The following is a 14,150-nucleotide window of genomic DNA, read 5'->3' as shown; positions in this document are numbered from 1 at the left end:
GCAGACAGGAAAGAACGGGAGACGGACCAGTGGCCGACAACGCGCGGGCGAAAAGGCTGGCGGACCTCATCCGAGAGGTGGTGGCCCAGAAGCTGCAGCGCGGGATCAAGGACCCGCGGCTCGGCTCGCACGTCACCATCACGGACACCCGGGTCACGGGTGACCTCCGGGAGGCGACCGTCTTCTACACGGTGTACGGGGACGACGAGGAGCGCACGGCCGCCGCGGCGGGCCTGGAGAGCGCCAAGGGCATCCTGCGCTCCGAGGTGGGCCGGGCGGCCGGTGTGAAGTTCACACCGACGCTGGCCTTCGTCATGGACGCGCTCCCGGACACGGCACGCAACATCGAGGACCTCCTCGACCGGGCGCGCCAGTCCGACGAGAAGGTGCGCGAGGCGTCCGCGGGCGCCGCGTACGCCGGTGACGCCGATCCGTACCGCAAGCCGGAAGACGACGAGACGGACGACACCGCCGAATGACCGAGAAGCACACCACGCCCGACGGCCTTGTCATCGTCGACAAGCCGTCGGGCTTCACTTCGCACGACGTGGTCGCCAAGATGCGAGGCATCGCCCGCACCCGACGGGTCGGCCACGCCGGCACCCTCGACCCGATGGCGACGGGTGTCCTCGTCCTCGGCGTCGAGCGTGCGACCAAGCTCCTCGGCCACCTCGCGCTGACCGAGAAGGAGTACCTCGGCACGATCCGGCTCGGGCAGAACACGCTCACCGACGACGCCGAGGGGGAGCTCACCTCCTCCACCGACGCCTCCGCGGTCACCCGCGACGCCGTCGACGCCGGGGTGGCGAAACTGAGCGGCGACATCATGCAGGTGCCGTCCAAGGTCAGCGCCATCAAGATCGACGGGGTGCGCTCCTACAAGCGGGCCCGGGAGGGCGAGGAGTTCGACATCCCGGCCCGGCCGGTCACCGTCTCGTCGTTCTCCGTGTACGACGTCCGGGAGGCGGTCGCCGACGACGGCACCCCGGTGCTCGACCTGGTGGTCTCCGTCGTCTGCTCCTCCGGCACCTACATCCGCGCCCTCGCCCGCGACCTGGGTGCCGGCCTGGGCGTGGGCGGACACCTCACGGCGCTGCGCCGCACCCGTGTCGGCCCGTACAAGCTTGACTCCGCGAAGACGCTGGACCAGCTCCAGCGGGAGCTGACGGTCATGCCGGTCGCCGAGGCCGCCACCGCCGCCTTCCCCCGCTGGGACGTCGACGACCGGCGGGCCGGACTGCTCACCAACGGGGTGCGGCTGGAGATGCCCGAGGAGTACGCCGGCTCCGGAGCCGTGGCCGTGTTCGGCCCCGACGACCGGTTCGTGGCCCTCGTGGAGGAGCACCGGGGCAAGGCCAAGAGCCTCGCCGTCTTCGGCTGAGGTCTCTTTTCGGGGATCCGCCCGTGGAGCGGCGCCACGGGGATGGACATGCCGCCGCTCCACGGTCCCCCTCGGTTCCCCCACCCCTAGGGTGTATCCATCCACCCCCGTCTGTTCACCCGTAAGTGCGGGCGCTCGGAGTGAACCGGGGGAGCGGAAGGGGGCGCGTTCCCCGGACGATCTGTCCCGCTGATCATCCTGGGCCTACTGTCGCAGCCAGACACGGCTGAGCGACGGGAGGGTCCGACGATGCCGTACGACGTCCTGGTCCGCCTGTACGACCTCGCCGGCCGGCCGCGCGGCACCGGTTTCGTGGCCGACCACCGCGGCACGGTCCTCACCGGTCACGAGGCCGTCGACGGACTGCCCCGGCTCGTGCTGCACGCGGCGGGGGGCCGTCAGTGCGTGGTGACCGCCGACGCGGTGACCCCGCTGCCCGCCCTCGGCCTGGCCCTCGTCCGCAGCGAGGGCCTCGGCGTTCCGCCGCTGCCGGTCACCACGCGGCGCGGCGTGCCGCCCGGCACCTATGTGCGGATCCCCGCCGGAGGCTGGCGCGAGGCGCGCGTGCTGGGCACGGGCGCCGTGACCTACACCGCCACCGACCGCACCCATCTCCTGGGCGCCGCCCTCGAGTTGGCGGTCGGCACCGCGGGCCGGGACGCGCTGCGGCTCGGCGGCGGAGCCGCCGGCGGACCGGTCCTCGACGCCACCACCGGCACCGTGCTCGGAGTCCTCGGCACCGCCCTGCGCGCGGACGACCGCGACGCGGGCTTCGCCGTACCGCTGCCGGGACGCACCGGGGACGGCCCGCTCGCCGAACTGCTCGCCGAGAACGCGGCGACGGTCCCGGCCCACGGCGCCGACCTCAACCTCGCCGCACTGGTCGAGCTCACGGCCGCCCCGGCCGTCACCGAGCCTGTCGACCGGCGGGCCGTACGCGCGGAACTCGACGCGTTCGAGCGGGGCGAGGCCGCCGCACGGGCCGGGCTCACGGCCACGCCGGCCGTCACCGAGCCTGTCGACCGGCCGGCCCTACGCGCGGAGCTCGACGCGTTCGAGCGGGGCGAGGCCGCCGTGCTGGGCCTGGTCGGACCGCCCGGCAGCGGCCGTACGACCCAGCTCGCGGCGCTCGCCGCCCGCCGGCACCGCGCGGGGGCGCCCACGCTCCGGCTGCGCGGTGCCGACCTGTACGCCGACGACGGCTCGGTCGCGGACGCCGCACGGCGGGCCCTGAACCGGGCCGCCGCCCTTGTCGCCGCGTCCAGGATTCCCTTCCCGGTGGCCCCGGAGGCGCTCGGGGACCTGAGCCCGGAGCATCTGGCCGGGCTCGCCCGCACGATGGGCCGCCCGCTGCTGCTGCTCCTCGACGGGCCCGAGGAGGTCACGCTCCACCGGCCGACCGCGTGGACCGCGGCCACCGCGCGCTGGCTGCGGGCGACCGGGGCACGGCTGGTGGTGGCGTGCCGGGAGGAGTACTGGGAGGGGGCGGGGTTCCCGGCGGAGCTGCTGTACGACGGCGGGGCACGCCCCGCCGGGCAGGGCCTTCCGGCGGGGCCGTCGGGGGCCGGTGGGGTGCGCGCCGAGGGGCGGTGGTCTGCCGCGGGGCCGTCGGGGGCCGGTGGGGTGCGCCCGGAGGCGCAGAGGTCCCCCGCGGAGCCGTCGCGCGTCCACGGGCGGGGGTTCCCGGCGGAGCCGCCGGGCGCCGGTGCCCTCCCCGAGTGTGTGACCGTCGGTGACCTCACTCCGGAGGAGGCCCGGGAGATGCGTGCCCGGTACGGCGTCCCGGAGGGCGCGGTGGCCGACGCCGTGGCCCGGCACCCGCTGACCCTCCGGATGATCGCCGAGCTGCGGGACGCCGCCGCCTTCGACGCTCCCGTCGGCCGTGACGAGGTCTTCTCCGCCCACCTGGACCTGATGTGCCTGCGGATCGCCGTCCGCCTCGCCGACGGGAGCGGGGCCCGAGGGACCGCCGTACGCCGACTGGCCGCCAAGGTCGCGGGGCGGGTGCACGAGGCGGGCCGCCGCAGCCTCGGCGCCGGGCACGGGGAGCTGGACCCGGGCACGTTCGACGCGGTGTTCCCGTACGGGTCCGGCTGGGCGTCCGCCGTACTCGCCGAGGGGCTCCTCGTTCCGTCCGGGACGACCGGCTACCGGTTCGCCGACGAGGAACTGGCCGACTGGCTCCAGGGCACCCACCTCGACGTGGACGCGGCGTTGCACGCCCTGGTCCACCAGAACCCGTACGCACGGCCCGCACGGGCACCCGGGTACGAGGATGTGGCCGAGGGGACGGCGTCGGGGGACGGTCCGCCGCCCGAGGCCGGGGCGGGCGGGGGCGGCGGTCCTCTCCCGTCGGCGGGTCGCCGGCCCGGTGTGGTCATTCCGACCGCCGCGGTCTTCGATCCGTGGACCATTGCCGGGCCCGACCCATGGGCCGTCGCCGACGCCGAGTACCGGCCCGCCGGGCCGGACCTCCTCATGGCGGAGCCGCCCGTCGGGAGCGGTGGTGGTGGCCCGGCGGCCCTCGCCGCCGGCCGTGTGCTGCCGGGAGGGGGCGGCGCCGGAACCCCGGCACCGCCCGCCGTCGCCGTCCCTCCACCTCTCGACCCCGTCCCGCGTCACCGCATCGGCGTGGTCATCGAGGCACTGCTGTATCTCGCGCGGCGGCACGGGAGTCCGCGCCTGTCCTCCCGGCTCACGGATCTGGTGCACGCCCTCGACGCCGATCCGGGCTCCTGGTGGGCCGCCCGGCTGCTCGGCAGAACCCTCGCGCGGGTGCCCGACGCGGCGCCGTACACGGACGTACTGCGTCTGCTGGCCGACCGTCTCGTGGCCTGGCGGGAGCAGCCGCGGGGCGTGCCGCCCGAGCTGGGGCCCGCCTTCTGGGACGGACTCCGGCTGCCACTCGAGACACGGTGCGCGCTGCTGCGGCGGCTCGTCCACGCCGACGGCCCCCCGTGCGAGAGCGGCCCCCGGTTCCTCGACGCCGCCGCCCGGCTGCTCACCGGCGACCCCGTCGCCGTACTCCCGTATCTCATCCGCTGGTTCGAGGACGACCGGCCGCTGCCCTCCACCCCGCACGCGACCGTGGCGACGGCCGCGCAGGCGCTGCTGCACACCCACCGGCGCGCGGCCCCGGACGCGCTGACCGAGGCGCTCGCCGACAGCGCGCACCGGCTGGCCGGCCAACTGCTGACGGCACTGGCGGAGGAGGAGCCCGCGATGATGTGCCGGGCCGTCGACCGCTGGGCGAAGGACGACCGGCCCGCCCGCCGCGCCCTGGCGATCACCCACGGCCTGCGGGTCGCGCCGTACGCCCGCGACGACACCGACCGCACCCTGCTGCGGTACGCGGCCCTCACCCTCCTCGTCCGCGCCGCCGACCGCGAACTGCACGGCGGCGCCCTCGCCCTCCTCGTGCGCGACCCGAACAGCAGGGACCGCCATCTGCCACGCGCCCTGGAGCGTTTCGCGGCCGGCGATCCCCACCTCCCGCCGAGCGCGCTGATCCCCGCCCTCGACACCCACCCGGAGCCCGTCCTCGACGCCTTCCGGGTCAGGCTGGGCACGGCGGACTCCGGTGAGGCGTTCGACGCCCTCGCCGACGCCACCCCGCCCGCCCCGGCCCGTACGGTCGCCACGCTCGTACGGGAGGCGGTGGCGCGGCGGCCGGAGCTGACGGGCCATGTGGCCGTGTACGCCGACGGGCGGCTGGAGGCGGGCCCGGCGGCCCGGGCCCCACTGAGAGCACTGCTCACCGCCCTGCTCGACGGCGGCCCGCAGCCCCTCCGGCTGGCCCTCTCCGGAGTCCTCGCCGCGCCCGGGACCCCGGCCTCCCGCCCACTGCGCCGCGAGCTCCTGGACGTTCTGCTCGCCCGGGAGTCCGACCCCGCCGTCCTGGAGGCGGTCCTGCGCGCCGCGGCCCGTACCACCGGCCCCGAGCCGCGCGTCCTCGTCCACCGCGCCGGGCTGCTCCTCGTCCGTACCACGGAGGGCGCCGCCCGCTTCGACCGCTGCCTGGCCGATCTGGCGGATCACGTCCCCGGCTTCGCCACCGCCGTGGCCGGCTGGCTGGCGGACGCCCCGCGCGAGTGGGCCGCGCTCATCGGACCCGCCACCCGCGACGTCGTCGAGAACGCGGCCGTCACCGCCTGACCCGCCCTCCGGCACGTGCACCCCGTCACACAGCCCCCATGCCGATGCGGACCCCCGGCACCCGGCATGGCACCCTTAGAGCTGCGCAGAGAAGACCCACGGACCGGGTTCGTCCGACAAGGTTTCGACAAGGAGCAGGCACAGTGCAACGCTGGCGTGGCTTGGAGGACATCCCCCAGGACTGGGGGCGCAGCGTCGTCACCATCGGCTCCTACGACGGAGTCCACCGCGGACACCAGCTGATCATCCGGCATGCCGTGGACCGCGCCCGCGCCCTGGGTGTCCCCGCCGTCGTCGTCACCTTCGACCCGCACCCCAGCGAGGTCGTCCGCCCCGGCACCCACCCCCCGCTGCTCGCCCCGCACCACCGGCGCGCCGAGCTCATGGCCGAGCTGGGCGTCGACGCCCTGCTGATCCTGCCGTTCACCACCGAGTTCTCGAAGCTGTCCGCCGCCGACTTCGTGGTCAAGGTCCTCGTCGACAAGCTGCACGCCAAAGCGGTCGTCGAAGGACCCAACTTCCGCTTCGGCCACAAGGCCGCGGGCAATGTGCGGTTCCTCGCCGAGCAGGGCGAGGTCTACGACTTCGACGTCGAGGTCGTCGACCTGTTCGTGACCGGTGAGGCGGGCGGCGGCGAGCCGTTCTCCTCCACGCTCACCCGCCGCCTGGTCGCCGAGGGCGGGGTCGAGGGCGCCGCCGAGATCCTGGGCCGCCCGCACCGTGTCGAGGGCGTCGTCGTCCGGGGCGCGCAGCGCGGCCGTGACCTGGGCTTCCCCACGGCCAACGTCGAGACGCTCCCGCACACCGCGATCCCCGCCGACGGCGTCTACGCCGGCTGGCTGCACGCGCAGGGCGAGGTCATGCCGGCCGCCATCTCCGTCGGTACCAACCCGCAGTTCGACGGCACGGAGCGCACCGTCGAGGCGTACGCCATCGACCGCGTCGGCCTCGATCTGTACGGTCTGCACGTCGCCGTCGACTTCCTCGCCTTCGTACGCGGCCAGGCCACGTTCGACACGCTGGACGCGCTGCTGGTGCAGATGGCCGACGACGTACAGCGCTGCCGGGAACTGGTCGCCGCGGCGGAGAAGCCGTAGCGGATCAGCCTTCGCGGGCGTGCGCCCAGTGGCACGCCACCTGCGCCGCACCGCTCCCGTCGGGCATCCCCGGATCCCGCTCCCGGCACGCCCGTGCCACCCCCGCCCGGTCCGCCGCACCGCCCGCCAGGACCGGGCAGCGCGCGTGGAACCGGCAGCCGGAGGGCACCCGGGACGGGTCCGGGGGCTCGCCGGTGAGGATCACCGGATCGCCGGTGGCCTCGGGCAGGACCGACAGCAGCGCCCGTGTGTACGGGTGCCGGGGTGCCGTCAGGACCCGCTCCACCGGCCCGGTCTCCACGATCCGGCCCAGATACATCACCGCGACCCGGTCGGCGATGTTCCAGGCCAGCCCGAGGTCGTGCGTGACGACCAGTGCGGACAGGCCCAGCCGGTCGCGCAGCCGCAGCAGCAGGGCCAGTATCTCCCCGCGTACGGACGCGTCCAGCGAGGCCACCGGCTCGTCGGCGACGAGGAGTTCGGGCTCCAAGGCCAACGCGCCCGCGATGACGACGCGTTGGCGCTGACCGCCGGACAGTTCGTGCGGATGGCGCAGGAAGAAGCGCTCGGGCGGCCGCAGTCCGGCGCGGGACAACGCGTCTGCGACGGTGGCGCGTTCGTCACCGCCGAGCCGGTGGATGCGCAGCCCCTCCGCCACGGCGTCGTACACCGTGTGCCGGGGGTTGAGCGAACCGCTCGGATCCTGCAGCACCAGCTGTACGCGCCTGCGGTACGCCTTCAGGGCGCGGCCGGAGTACTCCAGCGGCCGTCCGTCGAAGGAGACCTGGCCGGCGGCCGGCTCGACCAGCCCCAGCAGGGCACGGGCCAGCGTCGTCTTGCCACACCCCGACTCACCTACCAGCGCGACGATCTCACCGGGCCGGATGTCCAGATCGACACCGTCCACGGCCCGGGCGTCGGGTGCCCCGCGCCGCCCGGGGAACACGACACGGACGCCTCGGGCGCTGAGCAGGGGAACGCCGGCAGGGTTCATGGATGACCTGGCCTCGCTTCCTCCGGTTCCCCGGCACCCGCTGAATCCGGCCGGGAGGCCGGGCTGTCGCCCGGCGTCCCGGCACGGGCCGCGGCCGCCGTTCGCCGGGTCGTGCCCCGTATCGGAGGGGTCGCCCTTGTTCCCGGCGGGGGTGTGTCGTGGGGGAGTTGGGCTGTGGTCGGTCGGGTCCTGTCCCGTATCGGAGGGGTCGCCCTTGTTCCCGGCGGGGGTGTGTCGTGGGGGAGTTGGGCTGTGGTCGGTCGGGTCCTGTCCCGTATCGGAGGGGTCGCCCGAGTTCCCGGCCGGGGTGTCTCCTGGGGGAGTTGGGCCGTCGGTCGCCGGGGTGACCCGTACACACGCCGCCCGCCGGTGCGGGCCCGCGGCGCGCAGCGGCTGGTCCTCGGTCGCGCAGGAGGTCAGCGCCACCGGGCACCGTGGCTGGAACGCGCAGCCCGGCGGCAGCGTCGACGGGTCCGGGGGATCGCCCGGCAGGCCGCGGGGGGCGAAGCGGGACGCCGGGTCGCCGATGCGTGGGAACGCCGCCGACAGGGCCTGCGCGTACGGGTGGCGGGCGGCCTCGTAGACCCGGGCCGCCGGTCCCTCCTCGACCACCCGGCCCGCGTACATCACCGCGAGCCGGTCGCACGAGCCGGCGAGGACCGCCAGATCGTGGCTGATCATGACGAGCCCCACGTCCTGCTCCGCGACGAGCTGCTCGATCAGCCGCAGGATCTGCGCCTGGACCATCACATCGAGCGCGGTCGTCGGCTCGTCCGCGATGATCAGCCGGGGGTCGCAGGCCAGCGCCATGGCGATCATGACGCGCTGCCGCTGACCGCCCGACAACTCGTGCGGATAGGCCGACGCCCGCCCGGCGGGCAGGCTGACGCGCTCCAGCAGCTCCCCGGCCCTCTTCCGCGCCCCCGCCGGGGTGGCCTTCCGGTGCAGCAGGACCGGCTCGGCGATCTGGTCACCGACGCGCCGCACCGGGTTGAGGGAGTGCATCGAGAGCGTCAGCGCCAGCCCCGTGTTGAGCCGGTCCCCGATCCGCCCGTGCCGCCACGCCGACCGGGTGCCGAGGGCGATGCCGAGCGCCGTGTAGAGGACGAACGCGGTCCCCGTGAGCAGCAGCGTGTTCGGCAACGCCTCCGAGATCTTGTCGACCACCGGCGCGCTGAACTGGTACGACGTCCCCAGATCACCGGTGAGCGCCTTGCCGCAGTAGTCGGTGAACTGCTGCCACAACGGCAGATCGAGCCCGAATTGCCGCCGATAGGCCGCCAGTTGTTCCGCCGACACCTGGCGTCCGCCGGTCATGAACTTCACCGGGTCGCCCGGGATCAGCCGGAAGAGGAAGAAGCCGGTGACGAGGACGGCGAGAAGGGACACGGCCGCACCGGCCAACTTGCCCGCGACATACCGCGGATACCCGGTGCCTGCCCTGCGGACGGCCCCCGTGCCCCCTGCCGGTGCGGTTGTCGCGTTCGCGGTCGTCGCCACCCCGCTCGCCCCGCCTACTCACGGTCCTCGGCCGTGGCGCGACGCCGCAGCGCCACGAACGCCCCCAGCCCCGCGAGGACGACGACTCCCGCCACGATGCCGATGACCACACCCGTCGACGACGAACCGCCGCCCGCGTCACCGGAGTCCGCCGGCACCGCCGACCACCAGCTCCAGTAACCGTCCTGGCCGTAGATGTTGCCCGCCTTCGCCGGCATGGTGGTGATCGACTCGATCTGGTCCGTACGGTACGCCTCGACCGCGTTCGGATAGGCCATGACGTTCATGTACCCGAGGTCGTACAGCCGCGACTCCAGCTGCCGTACGATCCGCGCCCGCTCACCGGCGTCGTACTCGGCGAGCTGTCGCGCGTAGAGCTCGTCGTACGTCTTGTCGCAGATGAAGTTGTCGGTCGCGCCGGTCTCCTCCGGGGTCGCCGGGAGCGCCGCACAGGTGTGGATGGAGAGGACGAAGTCGGGGTCGGGGTTGACCGACCAGCCGTCGAAGGCGAGGTCGTACTCGCCGGCCAGCCAGGGATCGGTCACATTGTCCAGGCAGTTGAGTTCGACGCCGATGCCGAGGTCGCCCCACCACTCCTCGAGGTACTGGCCGACCGCCTTGTCGTTCGGGTCCGTGGCGTGGCACAGCACCCGGTAGGTGAGCGGCTCGCCGTCCTTGCCGACGCGGTCGCCGTCGCCGTTCTTCCGGTAGCCGGCCCGGTCGAGCAGCCGGGCCGCCTCCGCAGGGTCGTACGCCAGTTCCTGCTCGGGCGACGGCTCCCAGAAGTACTGCGCGTAGCGCGGCGGGATGTAGCCGGCGCCCTCCACGGCGTGCCCCTGGAACACCCTGTCGATGACGGTCTTCCGGTCCACCGCCATGAACAGCGCGTTCCGCACCCGCTGGTCGAGCAGTGACGGATGCCCGTCACCCATCTTCTCGCCGTTCCTCGCCTTCGCGCCCGGGTTGGTGGCCAGGGCGTAGAAGCGGCGGCCCGGGGCGTCGTTGACGCGGATGTTCCCGTCACGCTTCAGCGAGGCGGACTGCGCGGGCGTCAGGGACGGAGACCCCGCGACGAACGACACCTCGCCCTTGCGCAGCGCCGACACCGCCGCGTCCTGGTCCTTGTAGTAGCGGAAGACCAGTTCGTCGAACTTCGGTGCCCCGCGCCAGAACTCCTTGTTCGACTTCAGCCGCACATAGCTGTCCGCCTTGTAGCCGGTGAGGATGAACGGCCCGTTGCCGACGAGGGGGAAGTCCTTGTCGTTGTTGGACTTCGAGAAGTCGTCGACCTTCTCCCACACGTGCCGGGGCACGATCGGCACGTCCAGCGCCGTCATCGTGGCCTGTGGCTTCTTCAGCCGGATGACCAGTCGGGTGGGACTCGGCGCGGTGACCTTCTCGAAGTTGGCGACGAAGCTGCCGTTCGCGGTCGCCGCGCCCGGGTCGCTCATCATCGTGTTGAACGTCCAGGCCGCGTCGTTCGCGGTGGCCTGCTCGCCGTCCGACCACTTCGAGTCCGAGCGGATGGTGTACGTCCAGGTCAGCTTGTCCGGCGACGACTCCCACCGGGTGGCGAGACCCGGGATGACGTGGTTGTCCTCGGCGTCGTAGTTCGTCAGGTACTCGTAGGTGAGGCGGTGGATGCTCGTACTGAGCAGCCGTACCGCCAGGAACGGGCTGAGCGAGTCGACGCTCTGCGCCACCGCGACGGTGAGCACCTTGTTCCCGTCGCCGGCCGCGTGGGCCTGCTGCGGCGCCGGGCTGAGCGTGGCGAGCCCCGCGCCGAGCGTGAGCGCGGCGGCACCGCCCGCCATGACGAGCCGGACGCGGTGACGGACGCTGTACTGATCGTTCGTTTCCATGGTCGCTGACCTCGCGTCATCGCTCGCACGGGAAGGGCGGGTCGATCAGATGAGTGATGAGTGTGTCTATCAGCGGCGGCTGAGACCGTCAACGGCGCATATGACCCCATGTGGCCTGCGACAACGCGGAGTTGAGGGCGCGCGGCCCGCCCATTGGTCGAGACCGGTGACGCGTTCCTGGCCAGGGCCTGACGGGCCCCCGGACCCGGCAGACGCGAAGCGGCCCCTCGGGAGGGGCCGCTTCGGTGGGTGGTGCGGTGACCTACTGCTGACCGGGGTGGGGCGGGTACGGCTGCCCCGGCACCTGGCCCGGCATCTGCGGGTACGGGTGGCCGGGCTGGGCCGGGGGCTGTCCCGGCTGGGCGTAGGGCTGCCCGGGCGCGGGCTGCTGCGGGTACGGGCCCGCCTGGCCCGGAGCGGGCTGGCCCGGGACGTGCTGCCCCGGCATCGGCGGCGCGGCGACCGGCGGCGGATTGCCGTCGGAGGTCCACAGCCCGTGCGACTGCTGATGACGTACGAAGTCCTCGGCGACCAGTGCCGCGAGGTTGAAGTACGCCTCCCGCACCTTGGGCCGCATCATGTCGAGGTCGACCTCCGCACCGGCGGCCAGATGCTCGTCGAACGGGACGACGAGCACGCCCCGGCACCGGGTCCGGAAGTGTGCCACGATGTCGTCGACCTTGATCATCTTGCCGGTCTCGCGCACTCCGGAGATCACGGTGAGCGACCGTGACACCAGGTCCGCGTACCCGTGCGCGGACAGCCAGTCCAGCGTCGTACTGGCGCTGCTCGCACCGTCCACGGACGGTGTGGAGATGATGATCAACTGGTCGGCGAGGTCCAGCACCCCGCGCATGGCGCTGTAGAGCAGACCCGTACCCGAGTCGGTGAGGATGATCGGGTACTGCTTGCCGAGCACGTCGATCGCGCGCCGGTAGTCCTCGTCGTTGAACGCCGTGGACACGGCGGGGTCGACGTCGTTGGCGATGATCTCCAGTCCGGAGGACGCCTGCGAGGTGAACCGCCGGATGTCCATGTACGAGTTGAGGTACGGGATCGCCTGGACGAGGTCACGGATGGTGGCCCCCGTCTCACGCCGCACCCGGCGGCCGAGCGTACCGGCGTCCGGGTTGGCGTCGATCGCGAGGATCTTGTCCTGCCGCTCGGTGGCGAGGGTGGAGCCGAGCGCGGTGGTGGTCGTCGTCTTGCCGACACCACCCTTGAGACTGATGACGGCGATGCGGTAGCAGGACAGCACCGGCGTACGGATCAGCTCCAGCTTCCGCTGCCGCTCGGCCTCCTCCTTCTTCCCGCCCAGCTTGAACCGCGAACCGCCGGACGCGGGACGGCTGCTCTTCGCCTTCTGCTTCTTGCTGTTGAGCAGCCGGTCCGAGGACAGCTCCACGGCGGCGGTGTAACCCAGGGGCGCGGCACCGGGGTTGGTGGGCTGTCGGTGATCGTGCTGGATGGGCTGCGGCCAGGCGGCGCCGGCGCGGGGATCGACGGGCTGCTGAGGGGGCTGCACCTGCGGCGGCACACCGGCGTGCGGCTGCTGCCCGGGGGAGGCGGGCTGCTGCGGCTGCGCCGGCGCGCCGGGCTGCTGCGGGAAGCCGTACCCGGCGGGCTGGGCCGGGGGAGCCGGGGCGGCACCGGGCGGGAAGCCGTACCCGGCCTGCGGGCTGGGCGCGGGCGGGGCCGCGGGCTGGGGCTGCGGCGGCTGCTGCTGCGGGAAGCCGTAGCCCGCCGCGGGCGCCGGCGGCTGCGGGGCACCCTGCTGCGGGAAGCCGTATCCGGCGGGCCGGCCGGGGGTGGGCTGTGGCGGGGTCTGGGGAGCCGTGGCGGGTTGCTGGGGGAAGCCTGCGCCGGTCTGCGGGTTGGGGGTGGGCGGAGTGGCCGGCTGGGGCTGGGGGTTCGCGGGGTCGGGGGCGCCGGTGGGCGGGAAGCCGTAGCCGGCGGGCTGGCTGGGGGTGGGCGGCGTTTCGGGCCGGGGTTGTGCCGGGGCCTGGGCGGCCGGAGTGGCGGGTGTCTGCGGGAAGCCGTAGCCGGCGGGCTTGCCGGGGGTGGGCTGTGGCGGGGTCTGGGGAGCCGTGGCGGGTTGCTGGGGGAAGCCTGCGCCGGTCTGCGGGTCGGGGGTGGGCGGACTGGTCGGCTGGGGCTGGGGGTTCGCGGGGTCGGGGGCGCCGGTGGGCGGGAAGCCGTACCCGGCCGGGGGAGTCGGGGCGGAGCCCGGCTGCGGCAGGTAGAAGCTGGTCTCGGCGCCGGCGGCCGGCGCGGGCGGGGTCTCGGGCTGCGGCGCCGGGGCGCCGGGCGGGAAGCCGTAGCCGGACTGCGGGGCCGGGGGCGGGTTCCAGGCGGCGGGCGCGGGCTGCGGGGCCTGAGGCTGGAACGGCGGCTGGGGCCGCGCGTCCGCCGGCTGGGCGGGGACCTGCGGCGGCTGCGGCGGCCACTGACCGGCCGGCGCCGGGGCGGCGGGGTACGCGGGCGCGGCATCGGGCGCGGCAGGGACAGCGTCCTGTGGCGCGCTGTCCTCGGGGGCCTCGGCGGGCACCTCGTCGGCGGGCACCGCGTCGTTCACCGGCACGGCGTCCTCGGGCTCACCGGCGGGGGGTACGTCCGCCACCGGAGCGTCCTGCGGCTCGGCCTCCGGCTCATCCTCCGGTTCCACCGGCGCCGCGTCGTCCGACCCGTCGGTCACCGGGGACTCGGCGTCCTCGCCTTCCACGTCCTTGCCTTCCACGTCCTCGGCGTCAGTGACGTCGACCTCGTCGGACTCCGGGGAAGGCTCCTCGGAGTCGGAGTCGGAGTCGGAGTCGGAGTCGGAGTCGGAGTCGCTCCCGCGCTCCTCCTGGGCGGCCGGCTCGGGCCGTACGTCGTCCTCCGCCTCCGCCTCCGCCTCCGCGTTCGTCTCGGGCTCGGCCTCGGGCTCGTCCTCCGCCTCACGCTCCGCGATCTCCCGCTTCAGCGCGGCGGCGGAGAAGCGGATCGTCGCACCGCTCTCCAGATCACCGTTGTCGTTCTCGAACCCACCGGCCGCGACGTCCGGCACAGCCGAGGGCGAAGCCGCACCGGTGTCCGCGGGCTCGGCCGCCGCCTCCGGCCGCTGCGGCTCGAACCCACTCCCCGCCGGAAGCCTCGGAACGGCCACGGGAGCCCCCGACGGC

Annotated in this window: 7 protein-coding genes and 1 pseudogene; 4 read left to right on the top strand and 4 right to left on the bottom strand. The window is 74.2% G+C overall.

Annotated elements, in window-relative coordinates; all coding sequences use genetic code 11:
* Nucleotides 1–29: 29 nt before the first annotated feature.
* From rbfA to ACGFR9_RS25045, 4 genes are all read left to right on the top strand, one after another.
* A complete protein-coding gene (rbfA, locus tag ACGFR9_RS25060; RefSeq protein WP_393212347.1) occupies nucleotides 30–479 on the top strand; it encodes a 30S ribosome-binding factor RbfA in 450 nt (149 codons plus the stop codon).
* Complete coding sequence (gene truB / locus ACGFR9_RS25055) at nucleotides 476–1,381, top strand: tRNA pseudouridine(55) synthase TruB (RefSeq protein ID WP_393212345.1); 906 nt, start codon at nucleotides 476–478, stop codon at nucleotides 1,379–1,381. The genes rbfA and truB overlap by 4 nt, the downstream gene beginning before the upstream one ends.
* 249 nt (nucleotides 1,382–1,630) lie before the next feature.
* Nucleotides 1,631–5,536, top strand: a complete 3,906-nt coding sequence (locus ACGFR9_RS25050; RefSeq protein WP_393212343.1) for a trypsin-like peptidase domain-containing protein — start codon at nucleotides 1,631–1,633, stop codon at nucleotides 5,534–5,536.
* Nucleotides 5,537–5,679: 143 nt separating this feature from the next.
* A complete protein-coding gene (locus tag ACGFR9_RS25045) occupies nucleotides 5,680–6,633 on the top strand; it encodes a bifunctional riboflavin kinase/FAD synthetase (RefSeq protein ID WP_393212341.1) in 954 nt (317 codons plus the stop codon).
* Nucleotides 6,634–6,637: 4 nt separating this feature from the next.
* Here the strand turns inward: ACGFR9_RS25045 and ACGFR9_RS25040 are convergent, their stop codons facing one another.
* From ACGFR9_RS25040 to ACGFR9_RS25025, 4 genes and pseudogenes are all read right to left on the bottom strand, one after another.
* Nucleotides 6,638–7,627, bottom strand: coding sequence for an ABC transporter ATP-binding protein (locus ACGFR9_RS25040; protein ID WP_393212669.1), 990 nt, complete (start codon nucleotides 7,625–7,627; stop codon nucleotides 6,638–6,640).
* A 354-nt stretch (nucleotides 7,628–7,981) separates the two neighbouring features.
* A pseudogene (locus ACGFR9_RS25035) lies at nucleotides 7,982–9,127 on the bottom strand (oligopeptide/dipeptide ABC transporter ATP-binding protein); the annotation flags it as partial.
* 14 nt (nucleotides 9,128–9,141) lie between these two features.
* A complete protein-coding gene (locus tag ACGFR9_RS25030) occupies nucleotides 9,142–10,989 on the bottom strand; it encodes an ABC transporter substrate-binding protein (protein ID WP_393212339.1) in 1,848 nt (615 codons plus the stop codon).
* A 262-nt stretch (nucleotides 10,990–11,251) separates the two neighbouring features.
* Nucleotides 11,252–14,134, bottom strand: coding sequence for an AAA family ATPase (locus tag ACGFR9_RS25025; RefSeq protein WP_393212667.1), 2,883 nt, complete (start codon nucleotides 14,132–14,134; stop codon nucleotides 11,252–11,254).
* Nucleotides 14,135–14,150 lie beyond the last annotated feature (16 nt).

This window comes from Streptomyces sp. NPDC048584, from assembly GCF_043199595.1.
Classification (GTDB): Bacteria; Actinomycetota; Actinomycetes; order Streptomycetales; family Streptomycetaceae; genus Streptomyces; species Streptomyces edwardsiae.
The sequence above is the reverse complement of the archived record's forward strand: the minus strand, read 5'-3'. Positions and strand labels throughout refer to the sequence as shown.

Coding starts and splice junctions, on each gene's coding strand:
- truB (WP_393212345.1), top strand. CDS start 476: ATGACCGAGAAGCACACCACGCCCGACGGCCTTGTCATCGTCGACAAG.
- ACGFR9_RS25050 (WP_393212343.1), top strand. CDS start 1,631: ATGCCGTACGACGTCCTGGTCCGCCTGTACGACCTCGCCGGCCGGCCG.
- ACGFR9_RS25040 (WP_393212669.1), bottom strand. CDS start 7,627: ATGAACCCTGCCGGCGTTCCCCTGCTCAGCGCCCGAGGCGTCCGTGTC.
- ACGFR9_RS25030 (WP_393212339.1), bottom strand. CDS start 10,989: ATGGAAACGAACGATCAGTACAGCGTCCGTCACCGCGTCCGGCTCGTC.